Origin of the sequence: Stenotrophomonas sp. PS02301, from assembly GCF_029959485.1 — a bacterium.
Lineage (GTDB): Bacteria > Pseudomonadota > Gammaproteobacteria > Xanthomonadales > Xanthomonadaceae > Stenotrophomonas > Stenotrophomonas maltophilia_Z.
The window spans coordinates 1-20,416 of the sequence record NZ_JASCOO010000075.1; the positions used below are offsets into that span (position 1 = coordinate 1).

18 protein-coding genes are annotated in these 20,416 nt (G+C 67.3%); 6 read left to right on the top strand and 12 right to left on the bottom strand.

The window, feature by feature from the left end:
- Positions 1–168 precede the first annotated feature (168 nt).
- Positions 169–2,325 (bottom strand): ferric-rhodotorulic acid/ferric-coprogen receptor FhuE, encoded by a 2,157-nt coding sequence (gene fhuE, locus QMX81_RS15860; protein WP_282262938.1) that lies wholly within the window; start codon positions 2,323–2,325, stop codon positions 169–171.
- Between the two features lie 387 nt (positions 2,326–2,712).
- Between fhuE and QMX81_RS15865 the strand changes: the two genes are divergently transcribed.
- From QMX81_RS15865 to QMX81_RS15875, 3 genes are all read left to right on the top strand, one after another.
- Positions 2,713–3,192, top strand: coding sequence for a VOC family protein (locus tag QMX81_RS15865; protein ID WP_152152245.1), 480 nt, complete (start codon positions 2,713–2,715; stop codon positions 3,190–3,192).
- Positions 3,193–3,295: 103 nt separating this feature from the next.
- On the top strand, positions 3,296–4,147 hold the full coding sequence (locus tag QMX81_RS15870) for an AraC family transcriptional regulator (protein WP_152152243.1): 852 nt from the start codon (positions 3,296–3,298) through the stop codon (positions 4,145–4,147).
- Positions 4,138–5,226 carry an alpha/beta hydrolase gene (locus QMX81_RS15875; RefSeq protein ID WP_226956614.1) on the top strand — a complete coding sequence of 363 codons (1,089 nt, stop codon included), beginning with the start codon at positions 4,138–4,140 and terminating at the stop codon, positions 5,224–5,226. The genes QMX81_RS15870 and QMX81_RS15875 overlap by 10 nt, the downstream gene beginning before the upstream one ends.
- A gap of 6 nt (positions 5,227–5,232) precedes the next feature.
- On the opposite strand, the gene QMX81_RS15880 is transcribed toward QMX81_RS15875, so the two are convergent.
- A complete protein-coding gene (locus QMX81_RS15880; protein WP_282262924.1) occupies positions 5,233–5,712 on the bottom strand; it encodes an Lrp/AsnC family transcriptional regulator in 480 nt (159 codons plus the stop codon).
- A 72-nt stretch (positions 5,713–5,784) separates the two neighbouring features.
- Between QMX81_RS15880 and QMX81_RS15885 the strand changes: the two genes are divergently transcribed.
- Positions 5,785–6,663 (top strand): EamA family transporter, encoded by an 879-nt coding sequence (locus tag QMX81_RS15885; protein WP_282262925.1) that lies wholly within the window; start codon positions 5,785–5,787, stop codon positions 6,661–6,663.
- 5 nt (positions 6,664–6,668) lie between these two features.
- Here QMX81_RS15885 and betA read toward each other — a convergent pair whose 3' ends face one another.
- From betA to QMX81_RS15920, 7 genes are all read right to left on the bottom strand, one after another.
- On the bottom strand, positions 6,669–8,339 hold the full coding sequence (gene betA, locus QMX81_RS15890) for a choline dehydrogenase (protein ID WP_282262927.1): 1,671 nt from the start codon (positions 8,337–8,339) through the stop codon (positions 6,669–6,671).
- 25 nt (positions 8,340–8,364) lie between these two features.
- Complete coding sequence (gene betB, locus QMX81_RS15895) at positions 8,365–9,837, bottom strand: betaine-aldehyde dehydrogenase (protein ID WP_282262929.1); 1,473 nt, start codon at positions 9,835–9,837, stop codon at positions 8,365–8,367.
- Positions 9,838–9,871: 34 nt separating this feature from the next.
- Positions 9,872–11,851 (bottom strand): choline BCCT transporter BetT, encoded by a 1,980-nt coding sequence (betT, locus tag QMX81_RS15900; protein ID WP_121039795.1) that lies wholly within the window; start codon positions 11,849–11,851, stop codon positions 9,872–9,874.
- A gap of 121 nt (positions 11,852–11,972) precedes the next feature.
- Positions 11,973–12,710, bottom strand: a complete 738-nt coding sequence (locus QMX81_RS15905) for an endonuclease/exonuclease/phosphatase family protein (RefSeq protein WP_183073759.1) — start codon at positions 12,708–12,710, stop codon at positions 11,973–11,975.
- Between the two features lie 50 nt (positions 12,711–12,760).
- A complete protein-coding gene (locus QMX81_RS15910) occupies positions 12,761–13,588 on the bottom strand; it encodes a thiol:disulfide interchange protein DsbA/DsbL (RefSeq protein WP_121039789.1) in 828 nt (275 codons plus the stop codon).
- A 122-nt stretch (positions 13,589–13,710) separates the two neighbouring features.
- On the bottom strand, positions 13,711–14,355 hold the full coding sequence (locus QMX81_RS15915) for a thiol:disulfide interchange protein DsbA/DsbL (RefSeq protein ID WP_121039786.1): 645 nt from the start codon (positions 14,353–14,355) through the stop codon (positions 13,711–13,713).
- Between the two features lie 129 nt (positions 14,356–14,484).
- The gene (locus tag QMX81_RS15920; protein ID WP_152152235.1) at positions 14,485–15,288 is read right to left on the bottom strand and encodes a c-type cytochrome; all 804 of its coding nucleotides are present in this window, start codon (positions 15,286–15,288) and stop codon (positions 14,485–14,487) included.
- 155 nt (positions 15,289–15,443) lie between these two features.
- Here QMX81_RS15920 and yihA point away from each other — a divergent pair, with 155 nt between their 5' ends.
- Positions 15,444–16,067, top strand: coding sequence for a ribosome biogenesis GTP-binding protein YihA/YsxC (yihA, locus tag QMX81_RS15925; RefSeq protein ID WP_121039780.1), 624 nt, complete (start codon positions 15,444–15,446; stop codon positions 16,065–16,067).
- A gap of 89 nt (positions 16,068–16,156) precedes the next feature.
- Here yihA and QMX81_RS15930 read toward each other — a convergent pair whose 3' ends face one another.
- The 3 genes from QMX81_RS15930 to QMX81_RS15940 form a co-directional block, all read right to left on the bottom strand.
- Entirely contained in the window at positions 16,157–17,134 is a 978-nt protein-coding gene (locus QMX81_RS15930; RefSeq protein ID WP_152152233.1) for an MBL fold metallo-hydrolase, read from the bottom strand.
- 96 nt (positions 17,135–17,230) lie between these two features.
- Positions 17,231–18,064: a helix-turn-helix domain-containing protein gene (locus tag QMX81_RS15935; protein ID WP_152152231.1), complete on the bottom strand. Its 834-nt coding sequence runs from the start codon at positions 18,062–18,064 to the stop codon at positions 17,231–17,233.
- A gap of 3 nt (positions 18,065–18,067) precedes the next feature.
- Positions 18,068–18,766, bottom strand: coding sequence for a VIT family protein (locus QMX81_RS15940; RefSeq protein WP_152152229.1), 699 nt, complete (start codon positions 18,764–18,766; stop codon positions 18,068–18,070).
- Positions 18,767–18,929: 163 nt separating this feature from the next.
- On the opposite strand from QMX81_RS15940, the gene QMX81_RS15945 reads away from it, so the two are divergent.
- Entirely contained in the window at positions 18,930–20,294 is a 1,365-nt protein-coding gene (locus QMX81_RS15945; RefSeq protein ID WP_152152227.1) for a glutamate--cysteine ligase, read from the top strand.
- Positions 20,295–20,416 lie beyond the last annotated feature (122 nt).

Genomic DNA, 20,416 nt, shown 5'->3' on the forward strand with positions numbered 1-20,416 from the left:
GGCCGGCAACCAGGCAGGACTTTCATCGTTCATGAGGCTGCCGGCCAGCGGCCGGCACTACCGAGGTCTGGCCGTGCGGCGCCGCGCGTCCGTTGCGCATCGTGCAAGACGCAGAGAGCCGGGCAATGCCCGGTTCTCCTTTGTTGAAGCGTTACGATCAATGACCGATCAGAACGACCAGGTAAACGTCAGGCCGCCATTGCGACCATCGCCGTAGGCACCGTAGCCGGTGATCTGCGAGAGGTACTTCTTGTCCAGCAGATTGTTGAGGTTGGCCTGCACGCTGAACTCCGGGGAGATGCGGTAGCGCACGAAGGCGCTGACCAGCGCGTAGCCTTCCTGTTCGAAGCGGCCAAGCCCCGGGATCGGGTAGTAGATACGGTTCTGCCAGTTGGCACCGCCGCCGACCGTCAGTGCGGTGAGCGACTGCGGGGTGTAGCTCGTAAACAGCTTGAGCGTGGTCTGCGGCAGGTTGGTGTTGATGTCCGCATCGTTGATGTCCTTGGCCACGTAGCGCGACGCACCAAACGTGGCGTTCCAGCCCGGGGCAAGCTCACCGTTGAGTTCGAACTCAACGCCGCGGCTGACGGTGCCGCGCGCGGCGATGTACGCCGTTTCGAGTTCGTTACCGTCTACCTTGTCCATCGTGGCCTGGCCGACGTTGTCCTGCTCGATGCGGAACACGGCCAGCGAGGCGTTCAGGCGGTTATCGAACCACGCGCCCTTGACGCCCACCTCGTAGCTCTTGCCATCGACCGGGTCCAGATAGCTGCCCGCCTTGGTGCGCAGCGTCTGTGGCTGGAAGATCTCGGTGTAGCTGGCGTAGGTGGAATACGTGTCGTTGAGATCGTAGACCAGGCCGGCATACGGCGTGGTGACCTTGTGCGAGCGGTCCGCGTCTTCGCCCTCGCTTTTCCAATCGGTGTAACGAGCACCCAGGATCAGCTTCAACGGATCGGCCAACGACAGGCGGGTCGCCGCGTAGCCGGCCTTCTGGGTGATGGTGCCCTGGCTGGCCAGGCTCAGCGGGTTCCAGTTCGGTTCCGGGATGTTGCCGGTCCAGTTGAGATAGTTGTCGATCGGGCCCCACGCGGTATTGGTGCCGCCGACCTGGAAGTCACCGTAGTTGGCGTACTCGCGCTTGTTGTAGCTCAGGCCGGCCATGAACTGGTGTTCGCGGCCGAACAGTTGGAACGGGCCTTCCACAAAGCCGTCCACGCTGTCGACCTTGCGCTCGGTGTTGTACAGGCCGGCCATTGGCGTGATGCCGCTGCCGGTGACCTTGTCGAAGGCGGTGTAGGACGGGTAGAACAGCTTGTCGTTGGCATTGGTCTTGTCGTGCGTCGCACCGACCTTGACCTTCCAGTCATTGGCGAAAGCATGTTCCAGCGTGGCGAACAGGCGCTTGCTGGTGGTATCCCAGTAGGTCCACCCCGGGTTCGCACTGAAGGTCTTGTCGTACGGTGTGGGGGTGCCGTCGGAGTACCACATCGGGAAGCCACCCCAGGTCGCGCCGTTCGCGCGCTTCTGCTGGTAGTCATAGCCCACGCTCAGCTGGGTATCCGGGGTCAGGTCGGCATCGATCACCGCATAGCCCAGCGTCTTGTGCTGGTCGTAGCGGTCCATCTGCGATTCGGTATCCAGGTAGCTGCCGATCACGCGCGCACGCACCGAGCCGCTGGCGTTCAGCGGGGTGGTCACATCCACCGTGCTGCGGGTGCGGCCCCAGCTGCCGACATTGACCGACACGTTGCCGGTCAGCTCGGCGCTGTCGGCGTGCTTGCGGATCAGGTTCACCGAGGCGGACGGGTTGCCGGCGCCGGACAGCAGGCCGGTGGCGCCACGCACCACTTCCACGCGGTCGTACAGGGCCAAATCCAGGCCGGAATCGCCGTAGCTCCAGTTCTGCACCATCTGGGTCGGCAGGCCGTCGAACTGGTAGCTGTCGATGTAGAAACCGCGCGCGTAGAACTCGGTGCGCTCGGTATCGGACTGGGTGCTGCTCACGCCGGTGGTGTTGGCCAGCACGTCGATGATGTCATCAAGGTTCTGATCCTCGATGCGCTGGTGGCTGATGATGCTGACCGACTGCGGGATTTCGCGCGGGGCCAGATCGAAGCGGGTACCGGCCGAGGTCCTGCGGACCGAATAGCCTTCGGCGCGCTCGCCCTTGACCACGATCTTGTCCAGGGTGGTGGCGTCAGGGGTCGCATCCTGCGCGAACGCAGGCGCAACGGCAAGGGCGCACAGGGCCACCATCAAGGCCTGCGGCAGCGGGCGACGGTGCATCGACGGGCGGGACAGCACGTGGGCGTAGCGGGGCATCGGCGTTTCCAGAAAGACGGCAACGGGCATGGCCGGCGTCCTGGGTGGCCTGCGGCGGAGCGGGGTGGGGGCAGGAAGCGGCTGGCGGGGGCGGTGACCCGGCGCGGGCTCGATAACTGTTCACGGGTACGCATCCCTTGCGCGACCCGGATCACACTATGGTAATGGCAATCATTCGCATCATCAACCGCATCCGATCTCTGCATCGATCCCGATGATGGTGGGCAGGGTATCTGCGTATTCATCTTGGCGGGGGCCAGCACGCGGGGGCGAGCAGCATGGGCCGTCGCTATCCACGGCACACCCACGCGGCACCCGCGCGCAGGCTTAACACCGGCGCGCCTACCGTAAGCGGGCGCAATCCATCCTCTGCTCCAGGAGACGCCCATGGTCTGCAAGAACACGATCTGCCTCTGGTTCGACGGTACCGCGCTCGACGCCGCCACCTTCTACGCCGCCACCTTCCCTGACAGTGCGGTGCACGCGGTGCACCACGCGCCGAGCGATTTTCCCTCCGGCAAACAGGGCGATGTGCTCACTGTCGATTTCACCGTCGCCGGCATCCCCTGCATCGGGCTCAACGGCGGGCCGGCGTTCAAACACAGCGAAGCGTTCTCCTTCCAGATCGCCACCGATGACCAGGCCGAAACGGACCGGTTGTGGGCTGCGATCGTCGGCAACGGCGGCGAGGAGAGCGCCTGTGGCTGGTGTCGCGATAAATGGGGTCTGTCCTGGCAGATCACGCCGCGGGTACTGACCGACGCGGTGACCAGCAAGGACCCCGCCGTGGCCCGGCGCGCGTTCGAGGCGATGATGACCATGCGCAGGATCGACGTGGCGGCCATCGAAGCGGCGGTGAGGGGCTGAGACAACACGCGCGGCGGGTTGCCGCAGACAGCAAGAACGATCAAATGGCGCGGCGCGCGCTGGGTTACGCTGCGGTCCCGTTCATCGGCATGGATCTGGCGGTATGGGTGCGGCACGCAGGGCCCTGTGGTACATCGAAAGCCACTTCGCTGAAAACCCGTCGCTGGCCGCTATCGCCCGCGTGGTGGGGCTGTCGCCGTTCCATCTCTCGCGGCTGTTCCAGCTCAGCACCGGCACCTCGGTGGTGCGCTATCTGCGTGGCCGCCGGCTGACCCACGCCGCACATCAGTTGGCGGCCGGGGCTGATGGCATCCTGGAGGTGGCCATCGCTGCTGGTTACGCCTCGCATGCAGCCTTTACCCGCGCATTCTCCGAGCAGTTTGGGCGATCGCCCGAGCAGGTGCGGGAGCAGGGGCTGGGCGGCGTGGTGCTGGTCGAGGCATTGAAACTGATCGACTCCTCGACACCCTGCACGATCGAACCGCATCGCGTGCACCGTGGCGCACTGCGCGTGGCCGGGATCGGTGCGCGCCACACCTCCGCGACCGTCGCATCGATTCCTTCGCAATGGCAGCGCCTGGACGAGGCGCATGGGCTGGGCGCGGAGATCGCCTATGGTGTGTGCGGCAACAATGACGCTGACGGTGGCTTTGATTACATCGCCGGCGTGGAGATCAGTGCCGGCGCGCCCGTGCCCGCCGGCTGGCAGGCCATCCTGATTCCGCCCCGCGAGTACCTGGTGGCCTGGCATGCCGGGCACATTTCCGCGATCCGCTCCACCTGGTTCTGGTTGTTGAATGACTATCTGCCGGCGTCCGGCCTGACCCTGGCCGATGCACCGGACCTGGAGCGCTACGACACGCGCTTCGATGACCGCAGCGGCCACGGCGGGGTGGAGATCTGGCTGCCGCTGGCCGACACGTTGCACCCCAAGGAGAGTGACCCATGCGAATGACCGCCCGTTGTTGTGCCGCGCTGCTGGCGCTCTGCCTGCCCCTGTTTGCCGCTGGGGCCGTGCCGCCCGTCGGCGAGCGGCACGGCGTTGCACATACGCCCAGTGCGGCCGTGCGCGATGCCGACCACCGCGACAGCGTGCGCTACACCGTGTGGTACCCGGCACAGCCCGGGGCGCAGGAAACCGCGCTGACGATCGGCCCGCCCGATGCGCCGCTGTTCGAGGTGGGCACGGCCGCCGCGGATGCCGCCATCGCCAACGGACGCTGGCCGGTGCTGCTGCTCTCGCACGGCAACGGCGGCAGCGCACGGATGATGGGCTGGTTCGGTACCGCGATGGCACGGGCCGGATATGTGGTGATCGCGGTGGATCATCCCGGCAACAACGGGGTGGACCCGATGACCGAGGCCGGCAGCATCCTGATGTGGAACCGTGTGGATGACCTGGCTGCCGCGCTGGCTGCCGTGCAGGCCGACCCCGCGCTGGCGGCGGAGATCGATGCCACGCGGTTGGGCATGGCGGGCTATTCGGCCGGCGGGTTCACTGCCTTGGTTGCCGCGGGCGCACGCCCGGACGTGCAGCGGCTGCTGGCGTTCTGCCGCGCGCATCCTGACGACGGCGTCTGCGCGCCGCAGGCCGAGACTCCCTCATTGACCCTGGCGCGTCGGATGACCGCCGCGGCGACACCGGAACTGGCCCCGTGGGTGGCCAAGGCCGGTGAGGACCGCGCCATTGCCGGGGTACGTGCGGTAGTGCTGATCGCGCCGGCCATGGTGCAGGCCTTCGCCCCGGAGGAACTGGAGAAGGTGAGCCAGCCGGTATCGATCATCGTCGGTGCGGCCGACACGGTGGCCTCACCGGCCACCAACGGCGACATCGCAGCGGCGGCACTCCCCAAGGCGACGCTGACCACCTTGCCCGCGGTCGGGCACTACGACTTCCTGTCCAGCTGCACCGCCCTGGGCCAGACCCGCGTCGGTGCACTCTGCCAGGTGGTGGCGGACAAGCAGGCCACCCACGGGGCCGCGATCACGGAAGCGACGGCGTTGTTCGATGCCGCGCTGGCGGCCACGCGCTGACCCGGATCACTCGGCGAGGGGAACCGCCAGGCTGCGCTTGAGCGTACTCAGCGCCACCGCGGTGCGGAAGCGCTCGATGTTGTCGTCGTTGCCGAACAGCCGCTCGCTGATCGCTTCGTATTCTTCCATCGAGGTGGCGGTCAGGTTCAGCAGGAAATCGGCGTCGCCAGTGATCGCGTAGCACTGCTGCACGGCGGGGTCCTCCTGCACGCGGCGACGGAACGGGGCGACCCGGTGCGGCTGCTCGCTGGCGACCCGGACCTCGACCATGATCGTCAGCGGCCGGCCCAGCCGGGCCTGATCCAGCACGGCGACGTTTGCGCGGATCACGCCCGTTTCCTCCAAGCGCTTGATCCGCCGCTGCACCGCCGGCGCCGACAGGCTCACCGCCTCGGCGATCTCGCGCTGCGGGGTGGCGTTGTCGCGCTGCAGGATCGCCAGGATGGCGCGGTCGAAACCATCGGGGGTGTAGGGCGTGGCGGACATGGTGAGTGAAACATGCAGGAAGGCCCCTGTAATTGAGCATCTCCTTCGGCCGTTGCGCAATATCCTGTGCGGATGTCGACCTCCCGCCTCTCCAGCTTCTTCCCCGCCCTGGCCGTGCTCGGCTCGGTCACCTCCTTGGCCGTGGGCACCTCGTATGCCAAACAGCTGTTCCCGCTGATCGGTGCGCAGGGCACCAGCGCACTGCGCGTGGGTTTCTCGGCGCTGGTGCTGTTGATGGTGTTCCGGCCGTGGCGCTGGACCACCTCGCGCGCCGATGCCGGAGCGATCTTCCGTTACGGCATCACGCTCGGGGTGATGAATCTGCTGTTCTACATGGCGCTGCGCACGATCCCGTTCGGCATCGCGGTGGCCATCGAATTCTGCGGGCCGTTGGCGGTGGCGATGTGGTCCTCGCGGCGGCCGGTGGACTTCGTGTGGGTCGGCTGCGCGCTGGTCGGGCTGTTGCTGCTGCTGCCGCTGGGCCATGGTGAGCCACTGGACCCGGTCGGGGTGATGTTCGCGCTGGGCGCGGCAGTCTGCTGGGCGATGTACATCATCTTCGGCAAGCGCGCCGGGCATCTGCCGGCCGGGCACACGGTCTCGCTGGGGCTGTGTGCGGCGGCGCTGGTGGTGGTCCCGGTCGGCGTGGCGCACGCGGGCATGGCACTGCTGGATCCGAAGATCCTGCTGTTCGGGTTGGGCGTGGCGATCGTCTCCAGCGCGATCCCGATGTCGCTGGAGATGATGGCGCTCAAGCGGCTGCCGAAGGAGACCTTCGGCATCCTGATCAGCATGGAGCCGGCCGTCGCGGCGCTGCTGGCGATGGGGTTGCTGGCCGAGCACCTGACCCCGCTGCAATGGGCGGCGATCGGCTGCACCGTGGTGGCCTCGGTAGGGAGCACGTTGACGGCGAAGCGGGTGGTGGTGCCGTTGCCGGGTGCGCCGGCGTAACGCCCTCAGCGCCGCGCCGGTGCGTCCCCGGCCACGTAATAGGCCGCCGTGCTGCGCGGCAACGGTGCACGCCCCCGGATCCGGTCGGCGATCTTCTCGGCGATCATGATCGTAGTGGCGTTGAGGTTGCCGGTGATGATGCGCGGCATGATCGAGGCATCGACCACACGCAGGCTTTCCATGCCATGCACGCGGCCCTGGCCGTCGACCACGCTCATCGCATCGGTGCCCATCGCGCACGAGCAGGACGGGTGGTAGGCGGTTTCGGCATGGGCGCGCACGAAGGCATCCAGCTCCGCATCGGTCTGGCACTCGGCGCTCGGGCTGATCTCGCGGCCGCGGTACTCGTCCAGCGCGGGCTGGGCGATGATCTCGCGGGTGATGCGGATCGCATCGCGGAACTCCTGCCAGTCCTGGTCGGTGGACTGGTAGTTGAACAGGATCGAGGGATGCTCACGCGGGTCCAGCGACTTGGCATGCACGTGGCCGCGGCTGGGCGTGCGCATCGAGCCCACATGCGCCTGGAAACCGTGTTCCTTGACCGCATTGGTGCCGTTGTAATTGATGGCCACCGGCAGGAAGTGGTACTGGATGTTGGGCCAGTCGAACTCCTCGCGGGTGCGGATGAAACCACCGGCTTCGAACTGGTTGCTGGCACCGATGCCGGTGCCGGCGAACAGCCATTCCGCACCGATCGCCGGCTGGTTCCACCACTGCAGCGCCGGGTACAGCGAGACCGGCTTCTTGCAGGCGTACTGCATGTACACCTCCAGGTGATCCTGCAGGTTCTCGCCGACGCCGGGCAGGTCGTGCACCAGCGGCACCCCAAGGGCGGCCAGCAATGCCGGCGCGCCCACGCCGGAGCGCTGCAGGATCTGCGGCGAGGCGATCGCACCGGCACACAGCAGCACCTCGCGGCGGGCGGTGGCGTCAATCGGCTCGGCGCTGCTGCCGGCCAGGTAGCGCACGCCCACCGCGCGCTTGCCGGCGAACAGGATGCGGTCGGTGGTGGCGTGCACCACGATCTCCAGTCCCTCACGGTCCTTGGCCATGTCCAGATAGCCGCGTGCGGTACTGGAGCGGCGCCCGCGCGGGGTCACCGTGCGGTCCATCGGGCCGAAGCCTTCCTGCTGGTAGCCGTTGAGGTCATCGGTGCGCGGGTAGCCGGCCTGCACGCCGGCCTCGACCATCGCGTGGAACAGCACGTTGTTGCCGTTCTTCGGGGTCGCCACGCTGACCGGGCCGTCGCCGCCGTGGTAATCGTTGGAGCCGATATCGCGCGTTTCCGCCTTGCGGAAGTACGGCAGCACGTCGTGGTAGCTCCAGTCCTCCAGGCCGTCGAAGCTGGCCCACTGGTCGAAGTCCATCGCGTTGCCGCGGATGTAGCACATGCCGTTGATCAGCGAGGAACCGCCCAGGCCCTTGCCGCGGCCGCACTCCATGCGCCGGTTGTCCATGTAGGGCTCCGGCTCGGTTTCATACGCCCAGTTGTAGCGGCGGCCCTGCAGCGGATAAGCCAGTGCGGCCGGCATCTGGGTGCGGAAATCCATCCGGTAGTCCGGCCCACCGGCTTCCAGCAGCAGCACGCTGACCCCGGCGTCTTCGGTCAGGCGCGCGGCCAGCGTGTTGCCGGCCGACCCGGCGCCGATGATGATGTAGTCGTATTCGCGCTTCATCGCGGTGTCTCCTGGTAAGGCCGGCTCAGAACACCGACGCGTAGCGGTCCAGTTCGATCTGGATGGATTTGGTGCGGGTGTAGGCACGCAGCGTGGCCAGCCCGTTTTCGCGGCCGACACCGGACTGCTTGTAGCCGCCCACCGGCATCTGTGCCGGCGATTCGCCCCAGCTGTTGACCCAGCAGATGCCGGCCTCGAGATGATGGATCAGCCGATGCGCGCGCACCAGGTCCGGCGTGACCACGCCGGCGGCGAGACCGTAATCGGTGTCGTTGGCGCGGCGCACGGCCTCGTCTTCGTCGTCGTACGCCAACAGGCTCATCACCGGCCCGAAAATCTCTTCGCGCACGATGCGCATGTCATCGCGGCAGTCGCTGAAGATGGTCGGTGCCACATAGCAGCCTTTGCCCAACGCGCCGTCGGTCAGCCGTTCGCCGCCGCAGACCAGCCGTGCACCTTCGGCCTTGCCGCTGCCGATGTGCTCCAGCACGCGCTGCATGTGGGCGGCGCTGACCAGCGGGCCGAAGTTGGTGTCCTTGGCCAGTGGGTCGCCGATGCGGATGCGCTGGACCCGTTCCAGCAGCTTGGCTTCAAACGCGGCCAGCGCGCTGCGCGGAACGAACACGCGGGTGCCGTTGGTGCACACCTGGCCGGAGCTGTAGAAGTTGGCCATCATCGCCACGTCGGCGGCCAGGTCCAGATCGGCGTCTTCGCAGATGATCAGCGGCGACTTGCCGCCCAGCTCCATGGTGACGTCCTTGAGCGTGGAGCTGGAGGCACTGGCCATCACCTTGCGGCCGGTCGCGGTGCCGCCGGTGAAGGATATCTTCTCGATCAGCGGGTGCTCGGTCAGCGCCGAGCCGACGCCGGCGCCATCGCCGGGCAACACGTTGAACACGCCATCGGGCAGGCCGGCCTCGGTGAAGATCTCCGCCAGCTTCAGCGCGGTCAGCGGCGTGACTTCGCTGGGCTTGAAGATCATCGCGTTGCCGGCGGCCAACGCCGGGGCGGCCTTCCACAGCGCGATCTGGATCGGGTAGTTCCAGGCGCCGATCGCGCCGACCACGCCCAGCGGTTCCTGCCGGGTGTAGAAGAAGCTGCTCTCGCGTAGCGGCACCTGGCTGCCTTCCAGCCCGTGCATGACACCGGCGTAGTACTCCAGTACGTCCGCGCCGGTGACCACGTCCACGCTGAGCGTTTCGCTCAGGGCCTTGCCGGTGTTGCGCGATTCCAGTTCGGCCAGTGCATCGTTGCGCTCGCGCAGCAGTGCCACCGCCCGCAGCAGGATGCGCGAGCGTTCCACGGTGGTCAGCGCGGCCCACACTTTCTGGCCGGCCTGGGCGCTCTCCACGGCAGCGTCGAGATCGTCGCTGTTGGCGCTGTGGACGTTGGCGAGCAGCTCGCCGTTGGCCGGGTTGATGACCTGGAAGGTCTTTCCGCCCTGGGAGGGAACGTAGCGGCCGCCGATGTACAGCAGCTGGTCGGGGAGGGTAGGCATGTCGATGACTCCTTTGCAGCGGGAGATCAGTGCGTCAACGCGTGAGATGCAGGAACTGCAGGTGACGCTCGTACTGATCGATGATGTCGTTGATGATCTGCTGGCGGCTGTAGCCGAACAGCTCGTAGTCCTGTCCACCTTCATAGAGGTGCACTTCGGCGCGGTAGTAACGCTGGTTGCGGAAGCGCTGCGCGGCGAACGAAGGCGTGAGGTAGCCGCGCATGATCACCTGGTAGGTGAAGACCTGTTGTTCGCCATGGTCCACCAGCAGCTCCATGTGACCCGGCTCGAACTTCGTCTGCACATCCAGGCCCTGTTCGAGCAGCTGCGCCGCGACGGCTTCGATCGCCGGCTTCACATCGGTATCCATGAACCGGTACACCTCGTCGCGGACCGGGAAATGCACCGCCTGGGTGATTCGCTGGCGCCAGCCGCGCTGATGCCGCGATTGCCCGATCAATGGGATCGGCGAGTACTGCGAGGCCTTCTTGCGCTGCGACTCTTCGCCCAGTGCACGGGTCAAGCCCCACAGCATCAGCAGCAACACCACCGAGAACGGCAACGAGGCCAGCACCACCGCGGATTTGAGCGCATCCATGCTGCCGGCCAGCAGCAGCCCGGCGGTGACCAGACCGGTCATCACGCCCCAGAACACACGCAGCCAGCGCGGACCGTCGTCTTCCGGATTGCCGCCCTGCGAGGACAGCGTGGACAGCACCACCGTGCCGGAATCGGCCGAGGTGACGAAGAAGATGAAGCTGACGATCACCGTGACCGCGATGACGGTGCGGCTCCACGGGTAGCTTTCCAGCAGCGCGTACAACACGGTCGGTGGGTTCTCCACCGCCATCTGCGCCAGGTGCACCTGGTCGTGGTGCAGGATCTGATCCAGCGCACTGTTGCCGAAGATCGACAGCCACGCCAGGGTGAAACCGAGGGGAATCAGCAGCACGCCGAGCACGAACTCGCGGATGGTGCGGCCGCGCGAGATGCGCGCGATGAACAAGCCTACGAACGGCGCCCAGCCGATCCACCAGGCCCAGTAGAACACCGTCCAGTTGCCCAGCCAGTCCGGGCGCCCGCCGTAGGCGTACACATCGAAGCTCTTGCCGACCACGTTGCCCAGGTAGTCGCCCATGTTCTGCATGAAGGCATTGAGCAGGTACTGGGTGGGGCCGGCGAACAGCATGAACAGCAGCAGCGAGATCGCCAGCAGCATGTTGATGTTGGACATCCAGCGCACGCCCTTTTCCACGCCGGACACGGCCACTGTGATCGCCGCGCCCATCATCAGTACGATCAGCCCGACCTGCACCCAGGCCGCGTGCGGCACCGGGAACAAGGTGTTCAGGCCGGCGTTGAGATGCAGCACGCCAAAGCCCATGTCCGCGCCGAGGCCGAACACGGTGGCTACGATGCCCAGGGCATCCACGGTGTAGCCGATCGGCCCGTTGATTCGCTTGCCGATCAGCGGATACAGCGCCGAGCGCAGCGCCAGGGGCAGGTTGTGGCGGTAGGCGAAGTAGGCCAGCGCCATCGCGGCCAGCGCGAACACGCCCCAGCCGTGCAGGCCCCAATGCAGGAACAGCAGCTGCATCGCCTGGCGCGCGCTGGCCTCGCCGCTGCCGGTGCCGCCCTGCGGCGGCAACAGGTAGTGGGTCAGCGGCTCGGAGACGCAGAAGAAGAACAGGGTGATGCTGATGCCGGCGGCGAACAACATGCCGGCCCAGGACAGATAGCTGAACTCCGGCTCGTCATGGTCCGCGCCCAGCTTGACGTTGCCATAGCCGGACAGCGCCACGCCGACCACGAACACCAGGTACACGGTCATCGCCAGCAGGTAATACCAGCCGACATTGCGCGAGGCCCAGGTCTGGGCATCGAGCAGCATCACGCCGGCATCGATGGGAAACACGGTGACCAGAATGGCGAATGCCGCCACGATCGTGGCGGCAAGCAGGAACACGGGTCGAAGCGTGCGCACCTCGGGCAGAGGCGGCTCCACGGTACTCATGGGGTGGGGGATACTCCCGGTGCCGGAGCGGCAGACGGCGGGATTTATCGCACAGGCGCTGTGGACAGCCTGTTTACACCGCCATCAGCCCCGCCGCGCAAGGGCGGCGGGTATACCTGCGTCAGCGCAGCGCGCTGCTCGGCACGTCGATCGACATCGCCAGCGCGAGGTGATCGGAGAACGCGGCCGGTACGGCTTCGGCACTGCGTTGCTGCAGGCCGTCGCTGAGCAGGATGTGGTCGATCGCCCGGTCCGGGCGCCAGCTGGGGAAGGTCGGCACCACGCAGCCCGGCGGCTGCAGCGTCGTCTTCTGGTACAGCACCTGCATTTCCGGGCGTTCGGCCAGGCAGTTGAAATCGCCCATCAGCACGGCATTGGGGTGGTCGGCAAGCAGATCGGCAATAAAGGCCAATTGCGACATGCGCGAATTGGTCCCCAACGACAGATGCGCCACCGCCACCGCCAGGCCCTGGCTGCCTTCACCGAACTTGGCCAGCAGCACGCCGCGCCCGCCGATCCGGCCGGGCAGGGCGTGGTCCTGGACCTCGACCGGCTCGAGCTTGCTGAGCAGGCCGTTGGCGCTGGAGGCCACCCCGCCCATGCGGCGGTTGGGCTGGTGGCTCCAGTAATTGAAGCCCGCGCGCTCGGCGAGGTAGTGGGTTTGGTTGGTGAAGCCCGAGCGCAGGCTGCCGGGGTCGGCTTCCTGCAGGCCGACGATGTCGTGTTCGCGGGCCATCTGCGCGATGGCATCCAGGCTGGTTCGTTTGCGCCCGGCCGGCAGTGCGTGCGACCAGCTGCGGGTCACGTAGTCACTGTAGCGGCGGGTGCTCGAACCGGCCTGGATGTTGGCCGTCAGCAGGCGCAGGGTCCGCGTGTGGGGGAAGGTCACGACGGTTCGCTATCGCTGGCTCAGTTGGCCTTGCCGGCGCGTTCGCGCGCGATCAGGTGATCGGCGATGCGCAGCATGTCCGGGAAGCCCTTGCCCTTGACCAGGTACTTGCCGTTGACGATCACCGACGGGGTGCCGGAGATCTTGCTGCGCTGGGCGAACTGCTTGGCCGAGTTGGTCTTGGCGTTGACGGCGAAGCTGCCCATCATCGCGGCGAACTGCTTCGGGTCGGCGCCGTGCTTGCCGTAGAAGTTGGCGATGTCCTCGACCGAATCACGGCCGCGCTCGCCCTTCAGGCTCTGCTCGGCATGGATCGCGGCGTACATGGCTTCGTGGGTCTTTTCCTGCAGGCCCATCGCCTGCGCGGCATAGAACGCACGGCCGTAGTCATCCCAGGTACCGCCGAACATGGCCGGCACGTAGACGAAATTGACGTCGCTCGGCAGACCGGCCTTCCACGGCCCGATCAGCGGCTGGAACGCGGCGCAGGCCGGGCATACGTAACCGAAGATTTCGGCGACTTCGATCTTGCCGGTGGCCGGCTGGAACGGCTGGCCGTTCTCGATCACCACATAGTCGGTGCCGGCAACCGGCTCCGGGCCGGTCGGGCGCGACGAGGCCGGCGCCGGCGCCGGGGTGGTGGCTTCGGCAGCGGCGGTCTCGGCGGCGGCAGTTTCACCGCTGGCGGCCGGGGCCTGCTCGCTCGGGGGGGCCGTTTCGGTGGCCGGGGTGCTGCTCGGTGCGGCCGGCTCAGCCGGGGCGGTGGTGTTGGCGGTACCGTCCTGGGCCTTGCAGGCAGCCAGGATCGGCAGCAGGGCCATGAGCGTAATGGCGAAACGGGTCTTCATCGAAGCATCTCCAGCGGATGAGCATGGTGGGGCCGATGCTGGGAGCACCGGCCAGGGAAGCATGATGACACGCGGAAACGAGCGTCCCGCGTGCACGGTGCGTGATGGTTCAGCGAGCGCTGTTAGAGCGCCTTGCCGCTGCGCGCACGGGCGATCAGGGCATCTGCGTTGCGCAGCATCGACTCGAACGAGTCGCCCTTGACCAGGTACACGCCATTGACGATCAGCGTCGGCGTGCCGGGCACCTTGGTGCGCAGGGCGAAGGCACGGGCGGCCTTGACCTTGGCATCCACGGCGTCGCTCTTGAGCGCGGTGATGTACTGCGCCGGGGCCACGCCGAAGCCCTGGTAGAACGCGGCCAGTTCATCCGGCGAGACGTTCTGCATCGGCAGCGATCCCTTCTCATGCAGGGCATCGAACATCGCGCGGTGGCTGCGCTTGGCCACACCCAGCTGGTCGGCAGCGTAGTAGGCGCGGGCAAACGAATCCCACACGCCCCCGAAAGCGGCCGGCACCGGGGTGAAGCGGACATCCTTGGGCAGCTTGGCGGCCCAGGCTTCCAGCTGCGGTTCGAAGTGCGCGCAGTGCGGGCAGGTGTAGCCGAACATCTCCACGACTTCGATCTTGCCGGCCAGCGGCGCGAACGGACCGGCGTCGGCGATCCGTTCGTAATCCTTGCCCTCCACCAGCGGTGTCGGGGTGGCGGCGAGGGTGGTCAACGGGCTCAGGGCCAGCAGCAACAACATCAGGCGGGGCATCAACGTCATCTACATCCATCTCCATACAGAAAAAACGACGCCGGCCCAGTCGCCGGCGTGCCAGTGAACATACCCCGCCGGCCGGGGTGGCCGCATCCGTCATCCGACCAAGGGAATGCGCTGCGGCGTGGGCGGTCGTTACGGTGGTGCCTGCGTGCCTCCGGCGAGCGGCGTGGCCGCAGCGGCGACGTCATCTGCCCGGTTGTGCAGCCCCTGCAGGTAGCTGGCCAAAGCCTGGATCTCCTGCTCGGTCAACGACTTGGCGATCGTGGCCATGATCTGGAAGTGGGCCTTGTCGGTTTCCTGGGTGGTTCCGGCCTGGTACTCCTGCAGCCGCCGTGCGACATACGCCGCGTGCTGGCCACTGATATGCGGGTAGGCCGGGCCGGGGTTGCCGGCGCCGGTGGGGCCGTGGCACGCCATGCAGGCCGGGATGCCGCGCTCGGCGTCGCCGCCGCGATACAGCTGCTGGCCGATCTCGTAGAACTTCTTGCCGGCGTACGGGCCCTCGGTCACCGCACCATCGTCGGCGATGCCGGCCGTGGCCTTCTGCGTGGCGAAGTAGGCGCCGATGTCGCGCATGTCCTGCGGAGTGAGGTCCTGCACGAACGGCACCATCGCCGCCGAGGCCCCGGAGGTGCGCTGGCCATTGGCGATCAGGGCGATCTGCTGGGCACTGTAGCGTTCGCTCTGGCCGGCGATGCTCGGGTACATCTCCACCGTCGAGTTGCCGTCGGCCGAATGGCAGGCCGCGCAGGCTGCGGCCTTGGTCTGCCCGGCCTTGGGATCGCCCCAGGTGGTTTTGCTGAAATCGACCTCCAGCGAGGCGGTCTTGATCGGCCCGTTGTCCGGCAACGGGGTGATCGAGGTCTGGGCAACGGCAACGGCGGCGAGCAGCGAGACAGCAAGTGCGGAAACGGCAAGAACGCGAGCATGGCGCATGCGGAAGCTCCGTGTGGACCGGCCTGGCGGTTGCGGGACCGCAACCACGGGGATCGCCCGATTATCAACGCCGTTTCCCGCCACGGTCAACGCAGGGTGCAGCAAAACCGACCGCAGACAGCGCGGATCGGGCCCGGACATGCGATCCTATGCCCATGTCATTGCTCCTCGAACGCGCCCAATACCTGCTTTCGGCCCACAACACCCGGCAATTGCCGGAGGACGTGGGCGCGGAAGTCGCCTTTGCCGGTCGCTCAAACGCCGGCAAGTCCAGTGCCCTCAACGCCCTGACCCGCCAGAACAGCCTGGCCCGGGTCTCCAAGACCCCCGGCCGCACCCAGCAGCTGGTGTTCTTCGAGGTCACCCCGGAGGCCAAACTGGTCGATCTGCCCGGTTACGGCTACGCCAAGGTCCCGCTGGACCTGCAGGCGCACTGGCAGGCCTTCATCGACCAGTACTTCCGTACCCGCGAGGCCCTGCGTGGCCTGGTGGTGGTGATGGACATCCGTCACCCGCTGAGGGACTACGACCGCCAGATGCTGGCCTATGCAGTGCAGCGCGGCCTGCCGGCGCATGCGCTGCTGACCAAGGCCGACAAGCTCGGCCGTGGCCAGCAGGGCATCGCCCTGCAGAAGGTGCGCAAGGAACTGCAGTCCTCCTTCGGCGATACCGTCAGTGTGCAGACCTTCTCCGGTCCCGCCCGGCAGGGCGTGGATGAAGCCCGCGGCATCATCGGCGGCTGGCTGGGCCTGAACAAGCCGGCGCCGGAAGCGAGCTGACCGCTCGCCCGTAGATCCACGCCATGCGTGGATCTACCGTCGCCGCCATCCGGGCGGATCCTTGCCGTCCATCTGCCGCCATTCCGCTGTCATCGTGCCGGCAACGGCGCGAACTCGCCCGGCACCCAGGCAAATGCCTCTCCCTCGCGGCGCACATGCCCCAACCCCGGGAACGGCAGGTGCGCGCCGGCTACCCACCAGCCCTGATCCGCCGCCTGCGCCATCATCCGGCGCCGGCTGGCGATCGCGGCCACGCGGTCGCTGTCCGCTTCGAATGAGGCCTGCGGCTGCGCGAACTGCACCGCGTGGAAATGCACGATGTCGCCCCACACCAGCAACTGCTGGCCGGTGCCACCATCGATCCGGTAAGACACATGGCCGACCGTATGGCCATGGCTGTCCAATGCGGTGATGCCCGCCGGCAATGTGTCGCCAGGTGCAAAGCGCTTCAGTTTCCCGCTCGCCTCATACGGCGCCACCGCCTTGCGCGCCAAGGCGAAGGCAAAGCGCACACCCTGCGGCGCGGTTGCCTCGCTGGCCGGATCCAGCCAGTACGCCGCGTCCGCGGCCGACAGCCACACCGTGGCATTCGGATAGGCGATCTTCTCCTGCGCATCCAGCAGGCCACACAGGTGATCCGGGTGCGCGTGGGTCAGCACCACTTCATCCACGTCCGCCGGGTCGTAGCCGGCCTTGCGCAGGTTGCCCAGCACCTGGCCCAGGCCGGGGCCGAAGCATTGCGCGGTGCCGGTATCGACCAGGGTCAGGTGATCGCCCTGCTGCACCAGGTAGGCATTGACCGCGGTCTGCAGGCCCTTGCCATCCTCGGGTACGTAGCGGTGATCAAGCAGGCGGGTGACTGCTCCGGGGGCAATCCCGACCAGTTCCTGCCGGCCCAGTGCGACCGTGCCATCGAACAGCGCGGTGACCTGCAGCGTGCCGATGGTCTGGTGATACACGCCGGGTACCTGCTCGCGCGGGGTGTGCGTGGTGGTGGCCCAGGCGGGGCTGGCGACAACGGCCAGCAACACGGCGGAGGCGAGCGTGCGAACGCGGGGGAAGGGCATGACAGGTTCCGGACAGGGCGGCTGCGCCGCGGTGCCTCCATGCTGCGCGTCCTGTCTGCTGCGTTCCGCTCAGAATGCCGCGCGATCCGCTCGCGCTCAGCTGTTGCCGATCGCCGCTGGTTCCAGCCCATAGCGTTCGGCGAAGCGCTTGTTGAAGCTGCCCAGCGAGCGGTAGCCCACGCGCGCGGCCACGGTCTTCAACGGCAGCCGGGTGGTGTAGAGCAGGCCCATCGCATGCGCGAGCCGCGCATCGGTGATCAGTTCGCGCACGCTGGAGTGCTCGCTGGCCAGGCGCCGCCGCAGCGTGGCACCGCTGAGGCCCAGCTGCGCTTCGAAATCGCGTGACTGCCAATCGCGCTCGGGCTGGGCAGCGATCAGATCGCGGATGCGTTCCCCCAGGCTCGGCTCGGGGGGAACCAGCAGGCTGCCGTGCCCGCGCCGGCAGAACGCCACGGCAAGCGAGGCCAGGGCCAGGCGTGCTTCGGTGTAGTGACCGTGTTCCAGCGCCTGCCGCCATTGCAGCAGGGTTGCGCCATGCTCGGCCAGGGGCAGCCTGGCCAGTGCATCACCGGCCTGCGGCAGCGGCTCGTTCCACAGCGCGCGGGCGGCCGTGAGCGCCTCGGCGCACATCGGCACGATCGCACTGAGGTACACCCCGCTGTGCGGATCGGGGATGTTCACCACATCGATGCGGCAGCGGCGCGTGATCAGAAACAGATCGCCCGGTGCGAATTCCAGCGATTGCTGCGCGGTACGCGCCTGCTTGCGCCCCTGCAGCAGGATCGCGAACTGCGGCTGCGGAATCTCCACGGAGGAGGCGCCATGCTCGCGGCGTGCGGTGATGCACGCATAGCCATCCGCGCGCTGGCAGTCGGCCAGGCTGGCCAGGGTCGCCAGCAGCGAGGTGGTGGTATCAATGGGTGCGGACATGACTCAGCCTGCCACGTTGAACAGGCGGCCGACCAAGGCGGCCGCCGCCATCGCGATCGCGCCCCAGAAGGTCACGCGCAGCGCGCCACGCAGGCGCGAGGCACCGCCGGCATGCGCGGCCAGGGTGCCGGTCAGGCACAGCCCCAGCAGCGTCACCACGGTGGTGGCTTGGCCGACCAGCGCATGCGGCGCGAGCAGGGCGGTCAGCACCGGCAACGCGGCGCCACTGACGAAGGCGCCGGCCGAGGCCATGGCGGCCTGCATCGGGCGTGCGCGCAGTTCCTCGGTGATGCCCAGCTCATCGCGGGCATGCGCCCCCAGCGCGTCGTGCGCGGTGAGCTGGGTGGCCACTTCATGCGCCAGGTCGGAACTCAGCCCACGATGGCGGTAAATCGCGGCCAGCTCTTCCAGCTCGCTATGCGGGTCGTCGTGCAGTTCGCGCTTCTCCACGGCCAGGTCGGCCCGTTCGGTATCGGCCTGGGACTGCACCGAAACATACTCGCCGGCCGCCATCGACATCGCGCCGGCCACGGTCCCGGCGATGCCGGTGGCCAGGATCGTGGAAGCCGAGGCGCCGCTGGCAGCGATGCCGACCACCAGGCCGGCCACCGAGACAATGCCGTCATTGGCGCCGAGCACAGCGGCGCGCAGCCAACCGACGCGGTCGGAGCGATGGACTTCCGGATGTCGGGATCGGCTCATGGGGTCAGTTTAGGGCCAGCGCAGCGTCAAGCCCATGCCAGTAGGATGCTGAAAACCGTCACGGTGACACGACGGCAGGGGACGCCACGATATAGTGCGCCCTTGCGATGCGGGGGCGTGAACCCCACATCCCCGCCCTGACCAGAATTCTGCGAGCCTCCCCTTGTCGAGCCCCAGCCACGTCGCCGAGACGCCGATCACCGACCGTAATGAACTGGTCGCCACGTTGGCCTCCGGCGAAAAGCCCCAGGCGCAGTGGCGCATCGGCACCGAGCACGAGAAGTTCGGCTTCCGCCTGGATGACCTGCGCCCGCCCACCTTCGACGGCGACCGCGGCATCGAAGCGCTGCTCAACGGCCTGACCCGCTTCGGCTGGGATCCGGTGCAGGAAGACGGACGCACCATCGCGCTGCTGCGCGACAACGCCTCGGTGACCCTGGAACCGGCCGGCCAGCTGGAGTTGTCCGGCGCGGCGGTGGAGACCATCCACCAGACCTGCGTGGAAACCGGCACCCATCTCAATGAAGTGGCGCAGGTCGCTGGCGAACTGCAGCTGGGCTTCCTTGGCATGGGCTTCCAGCCGAAGTGGACCCGCGATGAGATGCCGTGGATGCCCAAGGGCCGCTACAAGATCATGCGCGAGTACATGCCCAAGGTCGGCACGCTCGGCCTGGACATGATGACCCGCACCTGCACGGTGCAGGTCAACCTGGATTACGCCACCGAAGCGGACATGGTGAAGAAGTTCCGCGTGTCGCTGGCGCTGCAGCCGATCGCCACCGCGCTGTTTGCCGATTCGCCGTTCACCGAAGGTGCGCCGAACGGCTACCAGAGCTACCGCTCGCACATCTGGACCGACACCGACAACGATCGCACCGGCATGCTCGACTTCGTGTTCGAAGACGGCTTCGGTTACGAGCGTTACGTGGATTACCTGCTCGATGTGCCGATGTACTTCTCTTACCGCGAGGGCAAGTACCACGATGCCAGCGGCCAGAGCTTCCGCGATTTCATGCTCGGCAAGCTGCCGGTGCTGCCGGGCCAGCTGCCCACGCTGCGCGACTGGTCCGATCACATGACCACCGCTTTCCCGGAAGTGCGCCTGAAGAAGTACCTGGAAATGCGCGGCGCCGATGCCGGCCCGTGGAGCCGCCTGTGCGCGCTGCCCGCGTTCTGGGTGGGCCTGCTGTATGACGATGCCGCGCTCGATGCCGCGTGGGATCTGGTCCGTGATTTCAGCCTGGTCGAGCGCAACGTCCTGCGCGATGGCGTGCCGCGCCATGGGTTGAAGCTGCCGTTCCGCAACGGCACCGTGCTGGATCTGTCGCGCGAAGCGTTGAAGATCGCCGTGGCCGGCCTCAAGCGCCGCGCCGCGCGCAATGCCGATGGTCAGGACGAAAGCAAGTTCCTGGAGGTGCTGCAGGAGATCGTCGATTCCGGGCTGACCCCGGCCGATCGCAAGCTGGCGCTGTTCCATGGCGAGTGGGGCGGCAACATCGATCCGGTGTTCAAGGAATTTGCGTACTGAGCGGGCGAAAGCGGTAGTCGGTGGGTCGGGCGCTGGGCGCCCATGCCCTTTCCGGCAAATGTCCCCCGGCGTCGGCCTGCGGCCGCCCCCTCCTCCTTTATTTTGCCTCCAAGGGCATGGGC